At 69.3% G+C, this 25,592-nt stretch carries 17 protein-coding genes and 2 pseudogenes; 3 read left to right on the forward strand and 16 right to left on the reverse strand.

Features of this window, described 5'->3' with window-relative positions:
* Positions 1-15 precede the first annotated feature (15 nt).
* A complete protein-coding gene (gene purU, locus ACZ4UU_RS37655) occupies positions 16-888 on the forward strand; it encodes a formyltetrahydrofolate deformylase (RefSeq protein ID WP_471907920.1) in 873 nt (290 codons plus the stop codon).
* A 75-nt stretch (positions 889-963) separates the two neighbouring features.
* Here the strand turns inward: purU and ACZ4UU_RS37660 are convergent, their stop codons facing one another.
* The gene (locus ACZ4UU_RS37660; RefSeq protein ID WP_471907921.1) at positions 964-1,800 is read right to left on the reverse strand and encodes a methylenetetrahydrofolate reductase; all 837 of its coding nucleotides are present in this window, start codon (positions 1,798-1,800) and stop codon (positions 964-966) included.
* 3 nt (positions 1,801-1,803) lie between these two features.
* Entirely contained in the window at positions 1,804-3,474 is a 1,671-nt protein-coding gene (gene betA / locus ACZ4UU_RS37665) for a choline dehydrogenase (RefSeq protein WP_471907922.1), read from the reverse strand.
* A 200-nt stretch (positions 3,475-3,674) separates the two neighbouring features.
* Between betA and ACZ4UU_RS37670 the strand changes: the two genes are divergently transcribed.
* Entirely contained in the window at positions 3,675-4,421 is a 747-nt protein-coding gene (locus ACZ4UU_RS37670) for an IclR family transcriptional regulator (protein ID WP_471907923.1), read from the forward strand.
* 1 nt (position 4,422) lies between these two features.
* Here ACZ4UU_RS37670 and ACZ4UU_RS37675 read toward each other — a convergent pair whose 3' ends face one another.
* The 13 genes and pseudogenes from ACZ4UU_RS37675 to ACZ4UU_RS37735 all read right to left on the reverse strand — a co-directional run bounded on the left by ACZ4UU_RS37675 (position 4,423) and on the right by ACZ4UU_RS37735 (position 20,944).
* Positions 4,423-5,553, reverse strand: a complete 1,131-nt coding sequence (locus tag ACZ4UU_RS37675; protein ID WP_471907924.1) for an aromatic ring-hydroxylating oxygenase subunit alpha — start codon at positions 5,551-5,553, stop codon at positions 4,423-4,425.
* A 146-nt stretch (positions 5,554-5,699) separates the two neighbouring features.
* Positions 5,700-6,863: an NAD(P)/FAD-dependent oxidoreductase gene (locus ACZ4UU_RS37680; protein ID WP_471907925.1), complete on the reverse strand. Its 1,164-nt coding sequence runs from the start codon at positions 6,861-6,863 to the stop codon at positions 5,700-5,702.
* A complete protein-coding gene (locus ACZ4UU_RS37685) occupies positions 6,860-7,222 on the reverse strand; it encodes a bifunctional 3-phenylpropionate/cinnamic acid dioxygenase ferredoxin subunit (RefSeq protein WP_471907926.1) in 363 nt (120 codons plus the stop codon). Before ACZ4UU_RS37685 ends, ACZ4UU_RS37680 begins: the two co-directional genes overlap by 4 nt.
* A gap of 215 nt (positions 7,223-7,437) precedes the next feature.
* Positions 7,438-8,067, reverse strand: coding sequence for an MBL fold metallo-hydrolase (locus tag ACZ4UU_RS37690; RefSeq protein ID WP_471907927.1), 630 nt, complete (start codon positions 8,065-8,067; stop codon positions 7,438-7,440).
* Positions 8,067-9,152, reverse strand: coding sequence for an S-(hydroxymethyl)mycothiol dehydrogenase (locus ACZ4UU_RS37695; RefSeq protein ID WP_471907928.1), 1,086 nt, complete (start codon positions 9,150-9,152; stop codon positions 8,067-8,069). Before ACZ4UU_RS37695 ends, ACZ4UU_RS37690 begins: the two co-directional genes overlap by 1 nt.
* 220 nt (positions 9,153-9,372) lie before the next feature.
* Positions 9,373-11,133 carry a BCCT family transporter gene (locus ACZ4UU_RS37700; RefSeq protein WP_471907929.1) on the reverse strand — a complete coding sequence of 587 codons (1,761 nt, stop codon included), beginning with the start codon at positions 11,131-11,133 and terminating at the stop codon, positions 9,373-9,375.
* Between the two features lie 496 nt (positions 11,134-11,629).
* On the reverse strand, positions 11,630-13,930 hold the full coding sequence (locus ACZ4UU_RS37705) for an FdhF/YdeP family oxidoreductase (protein WP_471907930.1): 2,301 nt from the start codon (positions 13,928-13,930) through the stop codon (positions 11,630-11,632).
* Positions 13,931-14,188: 258 nt separating this feature from the next.
* Positions 14,189-14,591, reverse strand: a pseudogene (locus tag ACZ4UU_RS37710) (tautomerase family protein).
* 262 nt (positions 14,592-14,853) lie between these two features.
* Positions 14,854-16,611 (reverse strand): amylo-alpha-1,6-glucosidase, encoded by a 1,758-nt coding sequence (locus tag ACZ4UU_RS37715; RefSeq protein ID WP_471907931.1) that lies wholly within the window; start codon positions 16,609-16,611, stop codon positions 14,854-14,856.
* Positions 16,612-16,669: 58 nt separating this feature from the next.
* Positions 16,670-17,515, reverse strand: coding sequence for a carbohydrate ABC transporter permease (locus tag ACZ4UU_RS37720; protein WP_471907932.1), 846 nt, complete (start codon positions 17,513-17,515; stop codon positions 16,670-16,672).
* Entirely contained in the window at positions 17,512-18,495 is a 984-nt protein-coding gene (locus ACZ4UU_RS37725; RefSeq protein ID WP_471907933.1) for a carbohydrate ABC transporter permease, read from the reverse strand. Before ACZ4UU_RS37725 ends, ACZ4UU_RS37720 begins: the two co-directional genes overlap by 4 nt.
* A 20-nt stretch (positions 18,496-18,515) precedes the next feature.
* A complete protein-coding gene (locus ACZ4UU_RS37730) occupies positions 18,516-19,760 on the reverse strand; it encodes a sugar ABC transporter substrate-binding protein (protein WP_471907934.1) in 1,245 nt (414 codons plus the stop codon).
* Between the two features lie 137 nt (positions 19,761-19,897).
* The gene (locus ACZ4UU_RS37735) at positions 19,898-20,944 is read right to left on the reverse strand and encodes a LacI family DNA-binding transcriptional regulator (RefSeq protein WP_471907935.1); all 1,047 of its coding nucleotides are present in this window, start codon (positions 20,942-20,944) and stop codon (positions 19,898-19,900) included.
* 475 nt (positions 20,945-21,419) lie between these two features.
* Here ACZ4UU_RS37735 and ACZ4UU_RS37740 point away from each other — a divergent pair, with 475 nt between their 5' ends.
* Positions 21,420-25,079 carry a LamG-like jellyroll fold domain-containing protein gene (locus ACZ4UU_RS37740; protein ID WP_471907936.1) on the forward strand — a complete coding sequence of 1,220 codons (3,660 nt, stop codon included), beginning with the start codon at positions 21,420-21,422 and terminating at the stop codon, positions 25,077-25,079.
* A 103-nt stretch (positions 25,080-25,182) separates the two neighbouring features.
* Here the strand turns inward: ACZ4UU_RS37740 and ACZ4UU_RS37745 are convergent.
* Positions 25,183-25,591: pseudogene (locus tag ACZ4UU_RS37745) on the reverse strand (nuclear transport factor 2 family protein).
* Between the last annotated feature and the right edge of the window lies 1 nt (position 25,592).

A 25,592-nucleotide genomic window follows, 5' to 3' on the forward strand; every position in this document is an offset into this window, starting at 1 on the left:
CGACGGAGGCCGCACATGTCCCCTCGCCCGCAACCTGGCCGTGAGTACGTCCTCACCCTCTCCTGTCCCGACAGCGCGGGACTGGTTCACGCCGTGAGCGGCTTTCTCGTCCGGAACTCCGGCAACATCCTGGAAAGCCAGCAGTTCGACGACCGACTTCAGGGCCGCTTCTTCATGCGGGTCCATTTCGACGTCTCCGATCCGGACGTCACGGCGGAGAATCTGCGCTCCCGATTCGGCCCCGTCGCCCAGGCATACGGCATCTCCTGGGCCCTGAACGGCGCGGCCACGCCGACCCGGACACTGATCATGGTGTCGAAGTTCGGCCACTGTCTGAACGACCTGCTGTTCCGCAGGCGCACCGGCGCGCTCAACATCGAGATCCCGGCGATCGTCTCCAACCACCGGGACTTCGAGAAGCTCGCGGAGACGTACGGCATCCCCTTCCACCACATCCCGGTGACCAGGGACAGCAAGCCCGAGGCCGAGGCACGCCTGATGGAGCTCGTGCGCGAGCTGGACGTCGACCTGGTGGTACTGGCCCGCTACATGCAGATCCTCTCCGACGACCTGTGCAAGCAGCTGGAGGGCCGGGCCATCAACATCCACCACTCCTTCCTCCCCAGCTTCAAGGGCGCACGCCCCTACGACCAGGCCTATCAGCGCGGGGTCAAGCTGGTCGGCGCGACGGCGCACTATGTGACGTCGGACCTGGACGAGGGGCAGATCATCGAGCAGGACGTGGTCCGTGTCGACCACTCGCTCGACCCCGGCGACCTGGTCACGGTCGGACGGGACGTCGAGGCCCAGGTCCTCGCGCACGCGGTGAAGTGGCACAGCGAGAGCCGCGTGATGGTGGAGGGCAACCGCACGGTGGTCTTCCGCTGAGCCGTGACCACAGTGGGGCGGGACCGGATTCCGGTCCCGCCCTTGTCGTGCACGGCTGGAGGGGGTGTCGCGCCCTCAGCCGCCCAGCCGGTCCAGCAGCGCTCGGCGCCACCGCTCCGTCTCGGCGATCTGGTTGAACGTGAACAGGTGCAGCCCGGCCACCCCCGCCGAGGGTGCGGCGAGGGCCCGCTCCGCGCGGGACAGCAGCCGCTCGGGCGCATACCCACCGGGGGCCGCGAACCGCAGGAACCACGAGGCGTGCCTGGTCAGGAAGCGCGTCGACTCCCCCACCCCGATCTTCGTGGCCATCGCCAGCAGCTTCGCCCGCTGTACGGGCCCCGCGACACCCACATGGACCGGCATGGCGACGCCCCGGCGCCGTATACGAACGAGCCACTCCCCCAGCACCCGGGGGTCGAAGCACAGGTTGCTCACGATGTACGTGGCGTGCTCACGCTTGTCCCACATCGCCTGGACGGTGACGTCGTCGTGGATGAGCGGATGGCTCTCGGGGTATCCGGTGACGCCGACACGGGCGAAGGGACTGCCCAGCTCGCCCAGCCTGAGCAGCACCGGCAGGGCCCCGTCGTAGACCCCGGCCGGCGGGTCGGAGTCACCGGCCGGGACGAAGACGTCGTCCACGCCGGCCTCGCGGAGCCGGCCGGTGACCTCCTTCAGGTGCACGTCGTCCCGCAGCAGCCGCGCCGGCACGTGCGGGACGACCCGGTAGCCGTGCCCCGCGAGCCGGCCGGCGAGTTCGAGGGTCGGCTCCAGCCCCTTGACCGGCGACGCCGTCACGGTGACGACGACGTCGCGCGGCACATGGGCGAGGACCTTGTCCTCGGTCGCCTTCGCGGGCAGCACCTCGTAGCGGACGCTGCTCAGCAGCGCCCTGATCCCTGTGGCGCCCAACTCCTACTCCGCCTGCTTCTGGACGTCGCGGTGACGGTAGTAGGCGGCCTTCGACGGCGCGAGCGGCTCCTTGCCGAGGATCAGGTCGGCGGCCTTCTCGGCGACCATCATCACCGGGGCGTAGATGTTGCCGTTGGTGACGTACGGCATGACGGAGGCGTCCACCACACGCAGCCCTTCGACGCCGTGCACCCGCATGCTGGTGGGGTCGACGACGGACATCTCGTCGGTACCCATCTTGCAGGTGCAGGAGGGATGCAGGGCCGTCTCACCGTCCTTGGCCACCCACGCGAGGATCTCCTCGTCGGTCTCCACGGAGGGCCCGGGCGAGATCTCCCCGTCGTTGTAGGGGGCGAGCGCGGGCTGGTTGAGGAGCTTGCGGGCCACCCGGATCGCCTCGACCCACTCGCGGCGGTCCTGCTCGGTGGAGAGGTAGTTGAAGCGCAGGGCCGGATGCTCGCGCGGGTCCTTGCTCTTGATCTTCACCGAGCCGACGGCGTCGGAGTACATGGGCCCGACGTGCACCTGGTAGCCGTGGCCGCCGGCCGGCACGGAGCCGTCGTAGCGGACCGCGATGGGCAGGAAGTGGAACATCAGGTTGGGGTAGTCCACGTCCTCGTTGCTGCGTGCGAAGCCGCCGGCCTCGAAGTGGTTGGTCGCGGCCGGCCCCTTCCGGAACAGCCACTGCAGGCCGATGAAGGGGGCCCGCCACTTCGCCAGGTACGGCTGCATGGAGACCGGCTGCTTGCAGCCGTACTGGATGTACACCTCCAGGTGGTCCTGCATGTTCTCGCCGACGCCGGGAAGGTCGTGCACGACGTCGATGCCCAGCGCCCGCAGTTCCTCGGCGTTGCCGACGCCCGAGAGCTGAAGCAGCTGCGGGGAGTTGATGGCGCCGCCGCACAGGATGACCTCGTTGGCGCGGACCTGCTGGAGCGCGCCCCGGCCGCGCTGGTACTCGACACCCACGGCGCGCTTGCCCTCGAAGAGCACGCGGCTGACGAGCGCGCGGGTCTTCACGGTGAGGTTGGGCCGCTTCATCGCGGGCTTGAGGTACGCCTTCGAGGCCGAGAGCCGACGTCCGCGGTGCACATTCCGGTCGAACTGCGCGAAGCCTTCCTGCCGATAGCCGTTGACGTCCTCCGTGGGCGCGTAGCCCGCTTCCTGCGTGGCTTTGAGGAAGGCACCGAAGAGAGGGTTGGTCGCCGGGCCGCGCTCCAGGACCAGGGGGCCGTCGTGGCCGCGGAACTCGTCGTCCGGGCCGGCCGCCAGACAGTTCTCCATGCGCCGGAAGTACGGCAGACAGTGCGCGTAGTCCCATGCCTCCATACCCGGGTCGGCCGCCCAGCGCTCGTAGTCCATGGGGTTGCCGCGCTGGAAGATCATGCCGTTGATACTGCTGGAGCCACCCAGCACCTTGCCGCGCGCGTGGTACACGCGTCGGCCGCCCATGTGCGGCTCAGGCTCGGACTCGTACTTCCAGTCGTAGAACCGACTGCCGATGGGATAGGTCAGCGCCGCGGGCATATGGATGAAGACATCCCACGGATAGTCCGACCGGCCCGCCTCCAGGACCAGCACCCGGTTGGCCGGGTCCGCGGAGAGCCTGTTCGCCAGTGCGCTGCCGGCCGAACCGCCACCGACGATGACGAAGTCGTACTGCACAGGAGCCATGGTGCCTCGTCTCGCTCGCGCCGTAGATATGCGAGGCATGCTAGACGGGTAGCGTCATGCGCACCAGGTTGCGAACAGCGCAACTTCAGGATCTTGATTGCGACGACGTTACTTGCAGTGATGTTGTTTACTACGCGTATAGTTTCACTGTGAGCAACTACAGTCCTGACACAGAAACGTCGAATTCACATGCCGGCGGCGTGCAGTCCGTGGACCGCGCCATCAGCGTCCTGGAGATCCTCGCTCAGCGTGGCGAGGCAGGCGTGAGCGAGGTGGCGGGCGAGATCGAGGTGCACAAGTCGACCGCCTTCCGGCTGCTCGGCGCCCTGGAGGCGCGCGGACTGGTGGAGCAGGCCGGCGAGCGCGGCAAGTACCGGCTCGGCTTCGGCATCGTCCGCCTGGCCGGAGCCGTCACCGGCCGTATCGACATCACCCAGCAGGGCCGCCCCATCTGTGAGCGCCTCGCGGAGGAGATCGGCGAGACGGTCAACATCGCCGTCATGCAGGAGCACTACGCGATCAACCTGTACCAGGTGCGCGGACCGGGAGCCATCACCGCGCACAACTGGGTCGGTCAGCTGACTCCCCTGCACGCGACGTCCAGCGGCAAGATCCTTCTGGCCCACATGCCCGCCAAGGAGCGCGCCGCGCTGCTGGCCTCCGCCGGCATGAAGAAGGTCACCCCGCGCACCATCACCGCGAAGACGAAGCTCGAGAAGAACCTCACCGAGGCGCGGGAGCGGGGCTACTCCTACACCCTCGAGGAGCTGGAGGTCGGTCTGCACGCGATGGCCGCCCCGGTGCGCAACCGGGACGGCGAGGTCATCGCGGCGCTCAGCGCCTCCGGGCCCGGTTACCGCTTGACCGAGGAGCGCATGCACGAGGTGTCCCCGGTACTGGTCAAGGGCGCCGAGGAGATCAGCCACCGGATGGGCTATCTGGGCTGAATCACCCCTGAGGGGCGCCCAGACGCTCGTTCACCCAGTCGTGGAAGGCGCCGATGTGGTGCTCGCTGGGCACGAGTACGCCCCCCTTGGCGTACATCCGGGAGCTCATTCCGGGCTGCGTACGCTCACAGGCGTCGAAGTCCTGCTGGTTGACCCGGTGGAAGAGTTCCACGGACCGGCTGACGTCCTTTCCGCTCCCGACGACGTGCGGGAGGTACAGCCAGTCGCACTCGACGATCGTGCGGTCCACGGACACCGGGTACATCCGGTGGAAGATCACGTGGTCGGGCACGAGGTTGATGAACACCTGGGGCCTGACGGTGATCGCGTAGTAGCGGCGGTCCTGGTCGTCGGCGACCCCCGGTATGCGGTCCAGCCCTTCGGAGCCGTCGACGGTGAAGCCCTGGACCTCGTCTCCGAACTCCGCGCCGTGGCCCACGTAGTACTGGGCGGCGTAGCCGTCGGCGAACTCCGGGAGCACCTCGGTGAGTTCGGGGTGGATCGTGGCGCAGTGGTAGCACTCCATGAAGTTCTCGATGATGAGCTTCCAGTTCGCCTTCACGTCGTACGTGATCCGCTTGCCGACGGAGAGGTTGTCGATGTCGTAGCGCTCGATCGACTCGACGTCGCCGAGGCGGGCGACGATCTCACCGATGACTTCCTCCTCGAAGGAGGGCGGGTTCTCCGCGAGACAGACCCAGACATAGCCCAGCCATTCGCGCACGGCCACGCTCACCAGTCCGTACTCGGTACGGCCCACGTCGGGCATCTTGGTGAGGTTGGGCGCCGCGACGAGCTTGCCGTTCAGGTCGTACGTCCAGGCGTGGTAGGGGCACTGGAAGGCCCGCTTGACCTCGCCGGTCTCCTCGGTGCAGAGCTTGGCTCCACGGTGCCGGCACACATTGAAGTAGGCGCGGATGCCGTTGTCCCGCCCCCGGGTGACGAGGATGCTCTCGCGGCCCACGTCGACGGTGCGGAAGGCGCCGGGCTTGGCCAGCTCCGCGGCCCGCGCGACACAGAACCACATGGTCTCGAATATGTGCTCCTGCTCCTGGGCGAAGAACTCCGGGTCCGTGTAGGAGGAGCCGGGAAGAGTGGCGATCAGACTGTCCGGCAGGCTGGTCGAGGTCACGGTGCACTCCTCGGGAACGTCGTGGAGGGGTCTTTCACGCGCCGGGAGGAACGACTCCGGACGGCGTTGTGTATGGAGCAACGCTGCGTGCCATGTGAAACCGCAGCATGGGATCCCGCTGGGGCGGTGTCAAGATGCGAGCGGTGTCAGGATGCGGTGGCGGCGAGTTGCTTGCGCCAGCGCATGAACAACCGCGGCTGGTTCATCCCGAGCACGGCGACCGGGTCCCCGGCCCGCCGGTAGACGGCCAGGACGTCGCGGTCGTCCGCGCCGCCGGCCTCGATGGTGACGCTGTCCGCGCCGGCCGCGTGACCGGCGAACTGGATCTTCACGCCGTACTGGTCGGACCAGAAGTACGGTGGCCTGGGCATTCCCGGCTCCACCGCACCGCCCGCCAGCAGTGCGGCGATCGCGGCGTCGGGCCGTTCCCGTGCTCCCGTCCAGTGCTCGATGCGGCGATGGAAACCCGCGCGCGGGTCGTACCAGTTGGCGCAGTCGCCGACCGCGACCACACCGGCGAGGCTGGTGCGGCCGTCGGCGCCGCACTTGACGCCGTTGTCGAGAGCGATGCCGGAGCCTTCCAGCCACTCGACGTTCGGGCGTGCTCCCACGCCGACCACCACGATGTCGGCGGGGATGCCTCGGCCGTCCTCCAGCAGGACGGCGTCGACGCGGGTCTCCCCGCTCAGCCCCTTGACGCCCACGCCGCACTCCAGCCGTACGCCGTGGTCGGCGTGCAGGGCGGAGACGATGGCGCCCATGGTCTCGCCGAGCGGACCGGCGAGCGGCGTCGGGGCGGCCTCGACGACGGTCACGTCGAGCCCCAGGGCTTGAGCGGTGGAGGCGACCTCGGCCCCGATGAAGCCACCGCCGATCACCACCAACCGTCCGCCGCGGGCCAGCTCGTCCCGCAGGGCGCGGGCGTCGTCCAGGGTGCGCAGCGTGTGCACTCCGGCCAGGCCCTCGGAGCCGGGCAGGGTGCGAGCGGCGGCGCCCGTCGCGATGACCACGCCGTCGGCCCGCACCTCCTGCCCGTCGGAGAGTCGCAGAGTGCGGGCCGCGTGGTCGAGTCCGGTGGCGCGGACTCCGAGCAGCCAGTCCGCCCGAAGGTCCTCGCCGTCGGTCTCCAGGGCGAGTTCGGCCTCGCCGAGGGTGCCGGCCAGGAACTCCTTGGACAGCGGGGGCCTGTCGTACGGGCGGTGGAGCTCGTCCCCGACGACGACCAGCCGGCCGTCGTAGCCCTGCCCCCGCAGTGAGCGCGCCGCCGACAGTCCGGCCAGCGAGGCGCCGACCACGGCGACGCTCCTCACGCGGGACCCCCGGCGAGCCGGGCGGCGATGCAGGGCGGAAGGTTGGGCGCGTCCGTCGACACCTGCACGTAGATCACGCCGCCCTCGACGACGACCTCGTGCGTCCGGACCGGAAGCTTGGCCGGCGGGGCGTCGACCGCGCCGGTCCTCAGGTCGAACTTGGAAGCATGCAGCGGGCATTCCACCTCGCAGCCCTCCAGCCAGCCGTCGGCGAGCGACGCGTCCTGGTGGGTGCACGTGTCGTCGATGGCGAAGAGCTCGCCGTCGTCGGTGTGGAACACGGAGACCGGCGGATCGATGTCGAGCCGGTGGGCCTCGCCTCGGGGGAGCTCCTCGAGACGGCACGCGGGAATCATCATGACACCTCGGTGCGTATAACGAAACGGATTGCGGTAAGCGCAACATCAGTCTGGAGTCGTCCCGAACCGCTGTCAAGGCATTCAAAGGGCGCTCTGAGTCTGATTTTTGCGTTGCGCCATGAAGAACTTCATTCATATAGAACAACAACAGCCCGCCCCGTCGGCTCGCGGTGACCGCGGGCCGGGGGCGGGCGTACGAGAGGCGCCGACGGGCGTCAGAAGCCGCGGTCGAGCCACTCCTGAAGGTGCGGGGCCTCGGCGGCGACAGTGGTCGTGTCCCCGTGCCCGGTGTGCACGACGGTCTCTGCGGGCAACGTCAGCAGCCGGTTCCGGATCGACTCGACGATGGTCGGGAAATGGCTGTACGACCGCCCTGTCGCCCCGGGTCCGCCGGCGAACAGCGTGTCGCCGCTGAAGAGCGCCGTCAGGGCCGGTGCGTACAGGCAGACCGCCCCGGGGGCGTGGCCGGGCGTGTGCAGCACGGTCAGCTCGATGCCGGCCACCGGGATGCCCTGGCCGTCGGTCAGTTCGGCGTCCGGCACCCGGTCGGGGTGGGTCTGCTTCCACAGCGGCAGGTCGTCCGGGTGGAGCAGGACCGGGGCGCCCGTGCGTGCCGCGAGTTCGGGCGCGGCGTCGATGTGGTCGTTGTGCGCGTGGGTGCACACGATCGCGATGAGGCGCCGGTCGCCGACGGCCGCGGCGATGGCGTCGGCGTCGTGCGCCGCGTCGACGACGATCACCTCGCTGTCGTCGCCGACGATCCACACGTTGTTGTCGACGTCCCAGGTGCCGCCGTCCAGGGAGAACGTCCCCGAGGTGACGAGTCGTTCGATGCGGACGGCCATCAGAGGACCACCACCGAGCGAAGCACGTCGCCGTGGTGCATCCGCTCGAACGCCTTCTCCACCTCGTCCAGCGCGATCGTCTCCGTGACGAAGGCGTCCAGGTCCAGCCGGCCCTGCAGATAGAGGTCGATGAGCATCGGGAAGTCCCGGCTCGGCAGGCAGTCGCCGTACCAGGACGACTTCAGGGAGCCACCACGGCCGAAGACGTCCAGCAGGGGCAGCTCCAGCTTCATCTCCGGGGTGGGCACACCGACCAGGACGACCGTGCCGGCCAGGTCGCGGGCGTAGAAGGCCTGCTTGTACGTCTCCGGGCGGCCCACCGCCTCGATCACCACGTCCGCGCCGAACCCGCCGGTCAGCTCGCGGATCGCCGCGACGGGGTCGGTCTCGCGGGAGTTGACGGTGTGGGTCGCGCCCAGCTTCGAGGCGGTCTCCAGCTTGCGGTCGTCGATGTCGACCGCGATGACCTTCGCGGCGCCCGCCAGGTTCGCTCCGGCGATCGCCGCGGCGCCTACCCCGCCGCAGCCGATGACGGCGACCGAGTCGCCCCGGCCGACGCCCCCGGTGTTGATGGCCGCGCCGATCCCCGCCATCACGCCGCACCCCAGCAGACCGGCCGCGGCGGCCGACGCGGTCGGGTCGACCTTGGTGCACTGACCGGCCGCGACCAACGTCTTCTCCGCGAAGGCGCCGATCCCCAGGGCCGGCGACAGCTCGGTGCCGTCCAGCAGGGTCATCTTCTGCTTGGCGTTGTGGGTGTTGAAGCAGTACCACGCCTCCCCACGCTGACAGGCGCGGCACTGGCCGCACACCGCACGCCAGTTGAGGATCACGAAGTCACCGGGCGCGACGTCGGTGACGCCCTCCCCCACCGACTCCACGATGCCGGCGGCCTCGTGCCCCAGCAGGAACGGGAAGTCGTCGTTGATGCCGCCCTCGCGATAGTGCAGATCGGTGTGGCAGACCCCGCAGGCCTCGATCCTCACCAGCGCCTCACCCGGACCCGGGTCAGGCACGACGATCGTTTCCAGGCTGACGGGGGCGCCCTTGCCCCGCGCGACGACAGCACGGACCTGGTGCGTCATGGCCACTCCTCGGCTGGTCGAGACTTGAATCAGATGTTGCTCATTACGGCACTCATCTCACGTGCCGCAACACAGCATCGTTGAGTGCCGACCGGGGGTCAAGCAGCGCGACGAGGTTCCCTCGGCCGACAGGGATCGCGGCCGGAGCAGCACGAACGCCCGGCGGGCCGTGGCCGACCATGTCGGTGCCACGACCTCGCCGGGCGCGGGTACGACGCTCTCAGGGAGCGGAGGTGGAGGGGGACTGCGTGGGTTGTGCGGACTGCCGGGACCCGTCGGCCTCCGTGTCGCCGGAAGGCGCACAGGGACCGATGCGGAGTTCGAAGTCGCCGTCGTACTTCTCATGGCCGGCGATGACGGCCGATTCGACGGCTTCCTTGCCGATGCGCCCCCGGATGATGAGCGGATCCTGGCGCAGGTCCCGGTTGAGGGCGACACACAGGCCGACCATCACCACGGTGAAGGGGGCCGCCGCGAGAATGGTGAGGTTCTGCAGGCCGGTGAGCGCGTCGCCCTTGCCGCCGCCGATGAGCAGCATGATCGCGGCGACCGCTCCGGTCAGCACGCCCCAGAGGATGACGACACCCCGGGTCGGTTCCAGGGATCCGCGCTGCGAGAGCGTGCCCATCACGATCGAGGCGGCGTCGGCGCCGGAGACGAAGAAGATGCCGACGAGGATCATCACCACCACGCTGGTGACCGTGGCGACCGGGTACTGCTGGAGCACGTCGAAGAGCTGCCCCTGGGCGGTCGCGGCGTCGCTGAGCCGCTTCTCGTCCTGGAGATGCATCGCCGAGCCGCCGAAGACGGCGAACCACAGCAGGCTGACGGTGCTGGGCACGAGGATGACCCCGCCCACGAACTGCCGGATCGTCCGGCCACGGCTGATGCGCGCGATGAACATGCCGACGAAGGGCGTCCAGGAGATCCACCAGGCCCAGTAGAAGACCGTCCAGCCGGCCAGCCAGTCGGCGACGCCCTCACCGCTGGACGCCTCGGTGCGCCCGGCCATCTGCGCCAGGTCACCGAGGAACGCGCCGATGGAGGTGGGCAGCAGGTCGAGGATGAAGATGGTCGGTCCGACCAGGAACACGAAGACCGCCAGGGTCACCGCCAGCACCATGTTGATGTTCGACAGCCACTGGATGCCCTTCTCGATCCCGGACACCGCCGAGGCGACGAACGCCACGGTCAGCACCGCGATCACGACGACCAGCAGGCCGGTGCCGACAGATCCCAGCCAGCCCAGTCCGGTGAAGCCGCTGCCGATCTGGAGGGCGCCGAGCCCCAGGGAGGCCGCGGAACCGAAGAGGGTGGCGAAGATGGCGAGGATGTCGATGACCTTGCCGCCCCAGCCGTTCGCCCGCCGCTCACCGATCAGCGGGGTGAACACGGCGCTGATCAGCTGCCGGCGACCACGCCGGAAGGTGCTGTAGGCGATGGCCAGACCCACGACCGCGTACATCGCCCACGGGTGGAGCGTCCAGTGGAAGAGGGTGGTGGCCATGGCGGTTCCCATGGCCTCGTTGGCATCGGCAGGGTCGGTGCCCGGTGGCGGCGTGACGAAGTGCGACAGCGGTTCGCTCACGCCGTAGAACATCAGGCCGATGCCCATGCCCGCGCTGAACATCATGGCTATCCACGAGACCGTGCGGAACTCCGGCTGCTCACCCTCCTTGCCGAGGGTGATCCGCCCGTAACGGCTCATCGCCAGCCACAGGGCGAAGACCACGAAGCCGGAGGCGGCGAGGACGAAGGCCCAGCCGCCGTTTCGGATGGTCCCGTCAAGGAGCTTCCCGGACACGCTCTCCAGCGTGTCGGTCGCGGTGGCTCCCCACACGACGAAGGCGAGGGTGAGGGCGGCGGCGACTCCGAAGACGACCAGATCGGTGCGGGGGCCGGCGGCTGCCGCCGGGCTTCCCGGGGGATCCGCGACGACGGGTCGGCTTCGACTCCCGTCCCTTTCATGGGTATTGCTCATCAGCTCGTCCCTTCCACAGACGGCGGTGAAGTCTTTGTCGCGGACGACGGCGGGGGAACTCGTCGGTGATTCCGCCTGACCGGCCGGCACGCCGGAGCGGATGGGAGGACGACGAGAGAAGGGGAGGCGGAGGGGCCGCCACGGTGGCGTCGTTGCGAATAATGCATCGGCATTCACTATGGGAAACAACCCTCTGGGTGTCGGGGAGGGCTGTCAAGGGGTTCGCACGGAGTTGCGGTACCGCAACCCGGTGATCGTCGGCGCACGCGGGAAACCCGGCCCGGCGTCACCGTCAGCAACCGCGGCGCGCCTTTCGCAGCGGGCCGCCTGAAGCGGTTCGGTCGGTCCAGAACGTGCGGATACCGACGGCGAGTTGTGCCGTGCCGCGGTCGGCGTCGAACGTGGCCCGGGGAGCGTGGTCGTACAGGGGGCCGCTCATCGGTCACCGCCTCCGGAAGAGGACCTCCGGAGGGGGGTGGTTCACTCCCGCTGGTGGCTATGCGTCGGCGGACACCGGCTCCAGCCGGACGACGACGGACTTCGACGTGGGGGTGTTGCTGACGGCCGCCGTGGAGTCCAGGGGTACGAGGACGTTGGTCTCGGGGAAGTAGGCGGCGCAGCAGCCCCGGGGCGTCGGGTAGGACACGGCCCGGAAGGAGGGCGCCCTGCGCTCCACGCCGTCGCCGTACTCGCTGACGATGTCGACCATGTCCCCGTCGGCCAGCCCTCGCTCGGCGAGGTCGTCGGGGTGCAGGAAGAGAACCCGGCGGCCTTGGCGGATGCCGCGGTAGCGGTCGTCGAGGCCGTAGATGGTGGTGTTGTACTGGTCGTGGGAGCGGAGCGTCTGGAGCAGCAGCCGGCCGGGCGGGACCTTGGGACTCTCCAGCGGGTTGGCGGTGAAGTTGGCCCGGCCGGTGACGGTGGTGAACCGGCGCTCGTCGCGGGGCGGGTGGGGCAGGGCGAAACCGCCCCGCTGCCGCACCCGGGCGTTGAAGTCCTCGAAGCCGGGGATCACGCGTTCGATACGGTCGCGGATGCGGTCGTAGTCCGACTCGAACTCCTCCCACGGCACCCGCGGGCCCGCTTCCCCGAGGGTGGCCCGTGCCATCCGGCAGATGATCGCGGGCTCGCTCAGCAGGTGCCCGGACGCGGGCGCGAGGCGCCCTCGCGACAGGTGGACCATGCCCATGGAGTCCTCCACCGTGACCTGTTGGGGCCCGCCCGGCCGCAGGTCGGCCTCGGTCCGGCCCAGGCACGGGAGGATCAGGGCCTGCTCCCCGGCGATGACATGCGACCGATTGAGCTTGGTGGAGATCTGCACCGTGAGCCGGCACCTGCGCAGCGCCTGCTCGGTCAGGTCGGTGTCGGGGGCCGCGGCGACGAAGTTGCCGCCCAGCGCGACGAAGACCCGTACGTCGCCGTCGCGCATGGCGCGGATGGTGTCGACGGCGTCGTGGCCGTGGTGCCGCGGCGGCGTGAAGGCGAACTCGGCGCCGAGCCGGTCCAGGAAGGCGGCGTCCGGCTTCTCGTAGATGCCCATCGTGCGGTCACCCTGCACGTTGGAGTGGCCGCGCACCGGGCAGAGGCCGGCGCCGGGGCGGCCGATGTTGCCACGCAGCAGGAGGAAGTTGACCACGTCGCGGATGGTGGGCACGGAGTGCTTGTGCTGTGTGAGTCCCATCGCCCAGCAGACGACGATCTTCTCGGCGGCCAGCACCTGGTCGAACGCTTCCCGGATCTCCGCCTCGGGCAGTCCGGTGGCCTGGAGGATCTCGTCCCACGACGCCTTGCGGGCGTGCTCGGCGAACTCCTCGAAGCCATGCGTGTACCGCTCGATGAAGGAGGCGTCCACAGTGCCGGGCGTCTCGTCCTCCGCCTCCAGCAGCATGCGGTTGAACGCCTGGAACAGCGCCTGGTCGCCGCCCAGCCTGATCTGGAGGAACTGGTCCGCCAGCTTGGTTCCGCCACCGATGACGCCGGAGGGCTTCTGGGGGTTCTTGAACCGGAGCAGCCCTGCCTCGGGCAGCGGGTTGACGGCGATGACGCGGGCACCCTGCTGCTTGGCCCTCTCCAGCGCGGAGAGCATCCGGGGGTGGTTGGTGCCGGGGTTCTGGCCCACCACGAGGATGAGATCGGCCTCGTAGAGGTCCTCCAGGCTGACGCTGCCCTTGCCGATGCCGATGGTCTCCACCAGGGCCGAGCCGCTGGACTCGTGACACATGTTGGAGCAGTCCGGCAGGTTGTTGGTGCCGAATGCGCGCACGAAGAGCTGGTAGAGGAACGCGGCCTCGTTGCTCGCCCGTCCGGAGGTGTAGAAGGCGGCCTGGTCCGGACTGTCGAGCGTGCCCAGTTCGCGGGCGATCACGGCGAACGCGTCGTCCCAGGAAATCGGCCGGTAGCGGTCGGCGCCGGCCGGGCGGTACATGGGGTGGGTGAGACGTCCCTGCTGTCCGAGCCAGTAGTCGCTGCGCGCAAGCAGGTCCTCCAGGGTGTGCTCGGCGAAGAAGTCCGGGGTCACCCGGCGCACGGTGGCCTCCTCGGCCACGGCCTTGGCCCCGTTCTCACAGAACTCCGCCTTGTGCCGGTGTTCCGGTTCCGGCCAGGCACAGCCCGGACAGTCGAAGCCCTCCTTCTGGTTGACCCGGAGCAGAGTGAGGAGGCTGCGACGGGCCCCCATCTGTTCGCCGGCGTGCCGCAACGAGGACGTGACCGCGGGGAGGCCGGCGGCGTACTCCTTCGGCGGGCCGACCCGCAGTCGGGCGTCGCCGGGGTCCTCGGCAGGGGGCTTGCGAGTCATCGGTAGCGCTACTCCGCGGTGATAGGGGAATCAGAGCCATTGCATCGCCGGGTCCCAGGGCCGCCGTTCGGGGAGCCGCCCCGCTGGGGACAGACCTGTCGATAGGTTGCCGATTACGCAACAGTATCTCGATGCGCAACAGCCTTAAGGAAGCCCGACCCGCAGCCCCCTGTCAAGGCCGCCGCCCTGTCGATTCGAGGCGATGACCGGCTCCCCCCGAGGGCAATTCAGCAGCTGCGGCTCGGGGGGAGCGCCCCCTCACGCGCCGAGAGCGGCGCGCACAGCCTTCGCCTTCTCCTCGGTGAACACCCCGCTGCCGAGGAGGGACAGGACCGAAAGCACGCCGCCACTGGGGCCCCAGCCACCTTCGTCGATGACCCGGAAGTTGACCCACCAGGCCGGCGAGGGCTCGCCGTCCATCACCGCCACGTCTATCGCCATGGCGTCGACCCCTCGGGGCCGAGTCCGCGAGGAGTCGGCCGCCGATGGCCATCATGTCCGGCTCGCGCTCCACGAAGTGGACCTGGAACCCGACCCTGGCGGGCGGCGCGAACTGACCGACCTCGGGCACGAGCACCGCGTCCGTCAAGGTCTCGGCCAGGGTACGGCGCTGCTCCAGGCTCAGACGCCCCTTGGGGGAGTTCACCGTGATGATGGTCATGCACGGCTCCTATAACAGTCGTTATAGCGATCCTGTGCGAGACCTATAACGACCGCCATAAGCGCCGAGACTTTGCATCAGGCGTAGAACCACTCCCCCACACTGGTGCCGCGCCGCACGACGGCTCCTCCGCCGGCGTAGAGCGCACGTACGGACGACGCGGCTCCGCGCTCGCCCAGAACCTGTCCCGCAGCGCCGCGGTCCGCCGGCAACCACGCGGGATGAACGCGATCGTGTCGTGTGCCGCCACCGGCTGGTCGGATCATCCACCGCCCGCCCGGACCGGCTCCGCACGCCGGTGTTCATGGGCTTCGGCGAGGAGGAGATAACTACCGGCGGTCCAGGTGTAGGCACGATCCCTCAGCCCCGCGCCGGTCAGGGCGTCGAAGTTCTCCGCGAAGCCGGAGGTCTCGCACAACGCGCGGAACCGGGCGCTGATCTCGTCCGCGAGCCCGCGGTGACCGGCGCGGCGCAGGCCGTCCTCGACGAGGACGGTCGACGGCGCCCAGATCGGACCGCGCCAGTAGCCGTCGGACAGGTAGTGCGGTGAGGTGGGCAGTTCGGTGGCCAGGCCGTGCGGGGTCAGGTGGGCCTCGATCCGGGCGGCCAGTACGTCGCTGACACGTTCCGGCAGGTGTGCACCCAGCGCGATGGGCATCAGGTCCAGCAGGCTGGCGCTGCTCCACGTGTCCCCGGTGCCGACCGAGCGGGCGACGAACCGGTCGCCGGACCACAGCTCGTCGAGCATCGCCGCCTGTGTCGAGGCGGCCGTCCGTCGCCAGCGGCCGGCGTCTGCGTCGAGCCCCAATTCCTGTGCGAGGTCGGCGAGTTCATGTAGTTGCAGAGTCAGGAAGGCGGCGAGGTCGGCGGTGACGATCAGGCGTTCGGGGTCGAAGGTGGTGGCGTTGTCCCAGCCGCTGTCGTTGCCGTGCTGGTAGTGGGGCAGGGTGGCTCCGGGCGTGCGGCGGGCGGTGAGCCAGAAGTCCGTCCAGCGGGCCAACCTGCCGTATCCCTCGGCCAGTTGTGCCGGTGAGAGGGGTGCGCGGAGGCGTCGACGCAGGTGGCCGAAGGCCCAGCCGTGGATGGGCGGTTTGACGAAGTTGTGCAGTACCTCGGAGTGGGTGACCGAGTCGGGCAGGGCGCCAGACTCGTCCTGGTGGTCGAAGGGCAGCGAGAACTGGTCCCAGGCCAGGTCCGGCTGCCCGGGGGCCAGGGCGAGGGCGTTGAAGCAGTGGTCCCAGCTCCATACCTTGTCCATCCAGTGCTTGGACATCAGCACCGCGGGCCGGGTCACGAAACCCTTCGGCCGGACGGTCGCCGACCACAGCACATAGGCGGCGAGTTCGGCCGCGGGCGTGGCCGGCGAGCGCCAGGGCGCGACGGTGTCGGTGAAGGCGGCGAAGGCGGCACGGGCGGTTTCCGCGACCCGGTCGAAGGTCGCGGTGACGTCGTAGGGGCGGCGCGCGGTCTCGTACTCCTCGACCGCGACCTCCCACACCCCGCCGCCGTCGGTGCCGACCGTGACACCGCGGTCACCGCCCCCGAGTGCCTGTGCGCCGGTCGTCTCGGTCACGGATCCGGACAGTACGGTGAGCCGGTAGCGTCGCCCTGTCTCGTACGAGGTGAACACATACGCCGCGGTGCCGGGTTCAGCGTAGAAGTACGTGCCGCTGAACGGGGTGAGCGCGCGCGCGGCCGCGAAGACGCCGATGCCCAGACCGCTCCCCCGCAGACGTACGGTGTCCGGCGACTCGTAGGCGAGGTCGACCCGCCCGGCCGGGCCGACCCAGCTGAGCAGGGACGGGGTCGCCTGAACGGTCGTTTCGACGCGCCGGCCGGTCGCCGCGTCCAGGGGGACCAGACGCAGGACGGCGTGCATACCGGTCTGGTGCGAGACCAGGTGGAGATCCTCCGCGTACGTCTTCTCCGCCACCACGGGCGAGATGTCGAACCAGGAGCCGTACGTGCTGAACGGAATGTCGCGGACGGAGAAGGCCGGGCCGGATCGGGCGGCGGTCATGAAGGGCTACTCGTTTCTTCAACGGGAGGAAGGAGACAGGACGGTGACGGTACGTCGGTCAGTCCTTGACGGCGCCGGCGGTGACGCCTGCCGCGACGTAGCGCTGGGCCAGGACGAGGATGACCGCGGCCGGCAGCGAGGCCACGACGGCGGTGGCCATGATGGCGTTCCACTCCTGGTTGTTGTTGCCGATGTAGTGGTAGATGCCGAGGGTGATCGGCTCGTGGGCGCCGCCGTTGACGAGGGTGCCGGCGAAGACGAAGTCGGACCAGGACCACAGGAACGCGAACAGCGACACCGTGACGATCGAGTTGCGGCTCAACGGCAGCACGATCGACCGGAAGGCGCGCCAGGTTCCGGCACCGTCCATGGTCGCGGCCTGGAGCAGTTCGCCGGGGATGCCGGACATGAACGCCGTGAAGATCAGCACCGCGAACGGGACGGCCAGGGTGGAGTCGGCGACGATCAGGCCGGGGACCGACTGGAGCAGGCCGAGCTGGAGGTAGATGGCGTAGAAGCCCATCGCCATGATGATGCCGGGGATCATCTGGGCGGCCAGGAGAACGAAGTTCAGGACGCCGCCGCCACGCGGGCGCAGCTTGGCCAGCGCGTAGCCGGCCGGTGCGGCCAGGGCCACGGTCAGGACGACGGTGCCCAGTCCGATGAGGAGGCTGGTGCCGAGGTAGGGCAACTGCTCGTCCAGTACCGTGCGGTAGCCGTCCAGGGTGCCGTGGGCGGGGAACAGGTCCGGTGGGCTCTTGCGCATGTCCTGTTCGGGCGTGAGGGACACGTTGAACATCCAGTAGACCGGGAAGAGCATGATCGCGGTCAGCAGGACACCGGTGGCGGTCTTCCACCCCGTACGGCTGGTGCGTCGGTTCAGGACCGGCTGCGGACTCGTCATGACAGCGCCTGCTTTCTCTGCACCCGGAGGTAGACCAGGCCGAAGGCCAGGGCGGCGACGACGAGGAGGTTGCCGACGGCGGCGCCGGGGCCGAAGGCGGGCACCAGGTTGCCGAAGCCGAGTTGGTAGGACCAGGTGGCGAAGGTGGTGGAGGAGTCCGCCGGGCCGCCCTTGGTCATGATCCAGATGATGTCGAAGACCTTGAGCGTGTAGATCAGACCGAGGAGCAGGGTGATCGCGGAGACCGGGCGCAGCAGCGGGAACGTGATGCGCCGGAAGCGCTGCCAGGCGTTCGCCCCGTCGAGGGCGGCCGCCTCGTACAGGCTCGTGGGGATCGACTGCAGGCCGCTGTGGAGCACGACAAGGTTGAACGGTACGCCGATCCAGGTGTTCGCGATGATCACCGAGGTCAGCGACCAGTCAGGTGAGGTCAGCCAGTTCACCGGGTCGATCCCGACCACACCCAGGGCGGCGTTGACGATCCCGGAGTCGCTGTTGAGCATCCACGACCACGTCGACGCCGACACGATCAGCGGCAGCAGCCACGGCACCAGGAACAGCGCCCGCAGCGTCGCCGACAGCCGGAAGTGCTGGTGGAAGAAGACCGCGAGCGCGAGGCCGATGCCGTACTGCAGCACCAGGCACACCACGGTGAACACCACCGTGTGCAGCAGGGCCGGGGTGAAGGTGGGGTCGTCGAGGACCTTCCGGTAGTTCTCCAGTCCGGTGAAGGGCGCGTCGCCCTGGACGAAGGAGCGGACCGTGTAGTTGCGCAGGCTCAGGTCGATGTTGCGGTACAGCGGATAGGCGTAGAACAGGACGAGGTAGAGGGTCACCGGCGCCAGGAAGGCCCAGGCTGCCCACTGCGGAGAGGTCGGACGGCGCCGTGCTCGCGCGGGGGCGGGGTGCGGGGCGGCGGTGGCCACCCCGTTCCCGGCGCGCGCGGGCCGGCGGTCCGACAGCTGTGTCGTGTGCTTCATCTGTGGCCCGGGATCCCTGGCTACTTGGCGGCGGACTGGGCCTTGGCCAGCGCGTCCTCGGGCGAGGCGGCCCCGCTGAGGGCGGACTGCACGGCCTTCCACAACTGCTCGGAGATCTTCGGGTACTTGGTGCCCAGGTCGTCGCTGGTGCGTCCCTTGGCCGCCTTGACCGCGTCCACCCACGGCTTCAGCTCGGCGTTCGCCGCCACCTGCTTGTCCTGCACCTCGCCGGTGGGAGCCACGTACGACAAGGTGGTGTCGGTGTCGTACAGGTTCTGGCTGCTGGTCAGGCAGGACACCAGCTTCTGGGAGGTGGCGTAGCGGCCGGTGTCGCCCTGGACGGGGACGGTGACGAACTCGCCGCCGGTCGGGGCGGCGGCGCTGCCGCCGTCCGCGCCGGGTATGGGCAGGACGCCGTAGTCGAAGCCGGCCTTCTTCGCGTTCGCGAGCTGCCAGGTGCCGTTCTCCGCGAAGGCGTAGTCACCGGTGGCGAACTCCTGCCAGCTGGTGGTCTGGGTGTTGTTGATGACGGAGTTCGGGGCGTAGCCCTTGTGCAGCCAGTCCTTCCACAGGGACAACGCGGCGACGGACTGGGCGGAGTCGAGTTCGGTCAGCCTGGCGCCCGATCCCCAGAACCACGGCAGGAACTGGAAGCTTCCCTCCTCCGTCCCGATCGCCGAGAACGTGACGCCCTTCTTCCCCGCCTTCTTCACCTTCGCCAGTGCCGCCGTCAGCGACTTCCAGTCCTTGACCGTGGCGATGTCCACCCCGGCTTCCTTCAGTACTTCCTTGTTGTAGTAGAGGGCGAGAGTGTTGGCGCCGATCGGCGTGCCGTACGTCTTCCCGCCCGACTCGCCGGCCGCGAGGAGATTCGGGTCCACCTTCGAGGTGTCCAGCTTGTTGTCGTCGGTCGTGGTGAGCACCCCGGCCTCGGCCAGGGTCGACACCACCGGGTTGTCGACGATGAGAACGTCCGCGGAGTTGTCCTGCTGCGCGGCCAGCAGCGCCTTGTTGGCCAGGTCACTGGTGTCGAACGCGGTTCGCTTGACCTTCACCCCCGCCTTGGTGCCGCAGTCGTCCAGCAGCTTCGCCCAGGCCGAGCTCTTGTCGAACTGGGGATACGGGTCCCAGATGGTGTACGTGCCGCTGTCCTCGGCCTTTGCGCCGGCAGCGCCCGAGCCGGAGGAACAGGCGGTGCCGACGACGGCGACAACGGTGGTCAGGGCCGCGGCGGTCAGGCGGCGCCGTCTGGAGAAGTTGTTCATCGTGAGTTCCTCTGATTCCGGCATGCGGGTGCCGAGGGCACGGGTTGCTGAGGGTGGGCTCGCCGAACTACGGCGGTGCTTCGAACGTTCGGCGGAGTGAAGTGGGGAGCCTGGTTTTCGGCGGGGCGTGGTGAGGGTCAGGACGTCGTGCCGGGCCCGGTGTCCGTGGTGGGCGTGACTCCAGCGGGCCCGGTACTGGCCCGCAACGAGATCGGCGGCGCGAGCAGGTGGTGCCGGGCGGGCGCCTCAGGATGGTCGAGCCGTTCGACGAGCAGGTCGACGGCACGCCGGCCCATCTCCTCCGCCGGCACGTCGGCCGCGGTGAGCTGCGGGGTCACCGTCTCCGCCCACCGGCTCGCCACCACTCCGGTGACGGAGAAGTCGCGCGGCACATGGCGGTCCGCCCTGGCCAGACCGCGGTAGATGCCGCCCAGGGCCGCCTCGTTCAGCGTGACCAGGGCCGTGGTGGCCGGGTCGTCGCGCAGAATCCGCTCCACGCACGCCTGGCCGGATGCTGCGTCGTCCCCACAGCAGTACGTCCGGACCGTAAGCCCCCGCTCGGCCGCCGCCTTCGTGAATCCGTCCAGGCCGCGGTGCGCGGATTCGTAACCGGCCCGCAGCAGTTGCTCGGGACGGTTGACGAAGGCGACCCGGCGGTGGCCGAGATCCGCCAGGTGGTGGACGCACGCCGCCGCCAGCGCGGTGTGGTCCAGGCCCACCCACCAACTGTCCTCGGGATGAGCCGTACGGCCGATGGCTACGGACGGGAAGCCCAGCGCGGCCAGATGGTCGACCCGGTCGTCCTCCAGCCTGATCTCCATCAGGATCGCCCCGTCGACCCGCCGCTCCCCCAGCAATCGCTGGAACGAACGGTCACTGTCCACCCCGCTCGGCGACAGCAGCACGTCATAGTCGTACGCCGCCGCTGCCTCCACGACACTGCCGATGAAATCCAGCTGCATCCCGGTGTAGTGGTTGCCGGCCGGCGGGAAGACCAGGCCGATGGTGCTGGTCCGGCCGTTGGCCAGGGCGCGGGCGCTGGCGCTGGGCCGGTAGCCCAGTTCGTCGACGACCTGCTGGATCTTGCGGCGCGTGTCCTCGGAAACGGGGCGCTTGCCGCTCAGCGCGTAGGACACGGTGCTCCGTGAGACACCGGCCCTGCGGGCGATCTCACCGATGTTCACGGCTACTCCTTGCTCGAACCGGTTCGACACCCCGGATACAGAAGCGTCTGTCGGTCGTGCGGATATGGGGATGGGCGAGTGGCGACCTGGCTTGTCGAACCGGTTCGCGTGAAGCGACGGTAGGAACTGCCCGCACCTCTGTCAACACCCTCGGCCCATTCCATGGACGCCGACGAGGATGCCCGAGACCTTGCGTCCAGGGGATTGCTGGCCGGGTTTCTCCAGTGCTAGCTTCGCCGAACCGGTTCGATGAAGTGATCCTTCCGGCGGCGAAGGGCCGATTCCTCGCCTGCCCGGCAGCACAGGGGTCGCCATTCCTGTTCGCCTCGGTATTGCCCTTGCCGCTGACGCCCGGGATCGAACCGGTTCGAGTTGCCCGCCTCAGAGTCTCCCGCACTCAGAACGGCACGTGGACGAGGAGCCGACCGAGGTGGGCCGACAACGACACCGCACTCGAGGATTGAGGACGCAATCCATGCCATCCGCTGACAGATCCGCCCGGCGCCGAGCCCCGGCCGCCCTGGCCGTCGCTCTCGGCGCGGGCCTGCTGACCGCCCCCGCCGTCCCCGCGCGGGCAGCGGAGCCGCCCCAGCCCGCCGCCCGCTACACCTTCGACCAGGACGACCTCACCTCCGGCACGATCACCGACATTTCCGGCAACGGCCTGACGGCGACCCTGGTGAACGGCTCCACCGCCCAGTCCGTGGCAGGCGCTGACGGAGGAAAGGCGTTGGCCCTGCCCGGCGGGGCGCACACCTCCGACGGCGCATACGTCCGGCTGCCCCGCGAAGTCCTCAGCGACGCGACCGACCTGACGGTCTCCGCCCGCGTGAAGTGGAGCGGCGACAAGTCGCCGTGGCAGCGGATCTTCGACCTGGGCACCAACACGACCAAATACCTCTTCAGTACCCCGTACAACAGCAACGGGCTGTTCCAGACGTCCGTGACCACCGGCGGCGGCGGAGCGGAGACACAGGTCCGCGGCTACGCGATGCTTCCTTCGGACGCGTGGCGGACGGTCACCGTCACCCTCGACACCGCCGCCGGCCGGCTCACCACCTACCTCGACGGGGTGGCGATCTCCTCCGCCGCGACCGGTATCAGGGCCAAGGAACTGCTGGACGGTTCGGCCACGGCCGCCGGATACATCGGCAAGTCCTTCTGGCCCGACCCGCTGCTCAAGGGCGCGGTCGACGACTTCACGGTGTGGCATTCGGCGCTGAGCGCGGAGCAGGTGGCCGGTACGGTCGGGACCGTGCCCACCCTCCAGGAACTCTCGCGGACGTCGTTCGACGTCCGAACCACGACGGGGACCGCCCCTTCCCTCCCGGCCGCCGTCCGCTCCTCCTTCTCCGACGGCTACGACCGCGACACGTCCATCACCTGGGATGCCGTACCGGCCGAGAAGTACGCGAAGCCGGGGACGTTCGCCGTGTCGGGGACGGCGGCCGGACGGACCGTGAAAGCGACCGTCACCGTGGTCCGCGAGGGGCAACTCACGGTCGACCTCGGCTCGGACACCGGCGCGTTCCACGGCGGCGCCTCCGGCACTCTCTACGGCGTGTACGGGCCGGACGTCCCCACCAACAACCTCATCGAGGGCATGGGCCTGCGCACGGTCTCCACGAAGGCGCAGGACGGCCCGCAGCACCCCGGTGCCGACGCGCTGGAGGTGGTCAAGCCGCTCGCCGACTCCACCGACGGCGATGTCTACATCTACATGACCGACATCCACCGCGGCTTCCCGTACCAGTGGCCGGGCGATACCCCCGCGGAGAAGCTCAAGCTCTACAAGGAGAAGATCGCCGAGCAGGTCGATCAGGTCCTGCGGCTGCCGGAGGAGTACCAGGACAACATCGTCTTCGTGCCGTTCAACGAGCCCGAGGGCAACATGTTCGGCACCGGTGAGTGGAGCTACAACAAGGTCAGCTGGCTGAGCGACCCCGACGACTTCCTCGCCGCCTGGGACGACGCCTACAAGCTCATCAAGGGCAGGATGCCCGACGCCCGGATCGCCGGCCCCAACACCAGCGTCCTCTACGACCAGGTCAAGGGCTTCCTCACGCACACCCTGGCCGCCGGCACCCTCCCCCAGGTGATCACCTGGCACGAGCTGAGCCATCCGGAGGCGGTGCGCGAGAGCGTCGCCAAGTACCGGGCGTGGGAGAAGGACCTGTTCAAGGGGACCGACCGCGAGGGCACCCAACTCCCCATCAACATCAACGAGTACGCCTTCAACTACCACACCTCCGTCCCCGGCCAGATGATCCAGTGGGTGTCCGCGATCGAGGAGTCCAAGGTGGACGCCGACATCGCCTACTGGAACATCGACGGCAACCTCTCCGACTCGGCGGTCCAGTCGGGCCGAGGCAACGGCCAGTGGTGGCTGCTCAACTCGTACGCCTCGATGAGCGGCCACACGGTGAAGGTGACGCCGCCGTTCCCCGGCGAGAACTACACCATGCAGGGTGTCGCCACGCTCGACGCCGAGAAGAAGCAGTCCCGGCTGATCTTCGGCGGTTCGACCGGCAAGGGCCACATCACCTTCGCGGGTGTCCCCAAGAAGGTCTTCGGGGACCGCGTGCACGCCTGGGTGCGCGAGATCGACTGGAGCGGACAGGTCGGCGACAACTCCGGACCGAAGCTGCTCACGGAGACGAACCTGGAGGTCAGTGAAGACGGCGAGGTCGTCGTCGACTTCGGCGAGGGCGCGCTGCCGGCACTGAAGGAGTCATCGGCCTACGAGATCGTCCTCAGCCCGGCCGGGAAGGCGAAGAGCACGCAGGCCCCGCCGGTGCGCTGGCAGGGCTCCTACGAGGCGGAGGACGCCGCCCACACCGGATCCGGCTACTCGAAGAACGGCCCCGAGGGCTCGCCGCGCGACGTGTCGAAGTTCTACACCTCCGGCGGCTACGACGTGGGCGGCCTGCGCACCGGCTCCGACGTCACGCTCGACTTCACCGTCGACGTGCCCGAGGACGGCACCTACGACCTCAGTGTCTTCGCCAACTCCCTCAACACCTTCGACAAGGTGAAGGAGCAGGGCCCCACCAACGTCTTCCTGCGCGTGGACGGCAAGGCGGACAGCGAGCAGGAGCTGTACCTTCCGCTCGGCTACAAGTGGGTGGTGTGGGACCACACCGACACCAGCGTGAAGCTCACCAAGGGCAAGCACACTCTGACGCTCGCCGCGAAGAGCCTCGACGGCAAGCGCGCCACGAAGGGTGACGCCATCGTCGACCGCGTCACCCTGTCCCTGCCGGACGCCTCAGCCAAGACCCAGGCGTACGAGGGCGAACTGGCCTGGCTGGGCGGCGGTGCACGGCCGGTCTACGACCTGGCGAAGCGGGCGGCGACCGGCTCGGGCGCAGCCCGTCTCGCCAAGGGTCAGACCGCCACGTTCTGGGTCTACTCGCCCGCCGATCGCGAGGCCACCCTCAGCGTCGGCGCACTCGGCGGTACGGGCGCCCGGCTCTCCGTCAACGGGCACGAGGTCCTGCGCCTGGCGAAGGACAGGAGCAGCGTGGCGGTCTCCCTCTCGGGCGGCGTCAACAAGGTGACACTCACCGGAGGTTCGTCCACCACACTCGTCGATCGACTCACGGTCACGCCCACGGAGGGCGCCCTCCCAGCCCGTACCTACGGGGCGCAGGACGCCGGACTCGCGGGCTCGGCCGCCCTGGCCCCGCTCTCCCTGGCCACCGGCGGTACGGCGATCACCGGCATCGGCGGCGCCCCTGGCAACGGCAACACCGCGACGTTCACCGTGGCCGCGGACCGGGCCGGCCTGTACGCGCTGCGTATCCGCTACTCCAACCCCGAGCAGGCCGAGGCCACCCACTACAACCCGGATCCGCTCGGCCGCCACGCCGACATCACGGTCAACGGGGGTGAGACGCGGCGCGTCGGCTTCCCGCACACCTTCCACCAGAACAACTTCTGGGAGCTGACCGTCCCGGTCCAGCTGAGGAAGGGACAGAACACGATCGCCTTCCGCTCCGAGGAGCTGCCGAACTTCGACGGCACCACCTACGCCTCGGACACCTTCCCCGGCGTACCGCTCCGCTCCCGCTACGCACCACTGATCGACCGGATCATCGTCGCCCCTTACGCGCGCGAGGTGCCCTTGCCCTGATCACGACGACCGCCTTGCGGCACGCGCCGCCCACTGTTCCCGCGCGGTGGGCGGCAGCGCCGGGTCCTCGGCGGCCACGACCTACGTCAGAGCAGCGGGAGGGTCAGTCGGTCATGGCGTCGCGGACCAGCGCGGTGTCCACGAACTGTTCGAAGCGGACGATCAGGCCGCCGCGCACGACGAAGTGGTGGGCGACCCGGACGTCGATGTCCTTGCCGGTGGCCTTGTTCGCCGCCGTATAGCGGGCGAGGACGACGACGTTCTCACCGTCGACTACATAGGTGTCGTCGTGGGCGGTCCAGCCGTCCCACTCCTTGCCCAGCCGTTCCATGACGTTGCCGGTGACCCCGTCGGGGGCGGTAGGTGCCGGCGAGGGGGAAGCCGGCCATCTCCGTGCACTCCACGTCCGGGGCGAGGGTGGCGCGCAGGGCTTCCAGGTCGCCGGCCGCGGAGGCCAGGTACTGGCGGCGTACGACGTCGGCGGGAGCGGTGGACGCTGCGAAGTCCGTCATG

It is taken from the genome of Streptomyces sp. NPDC028907, from assembly GCF_055564995.1.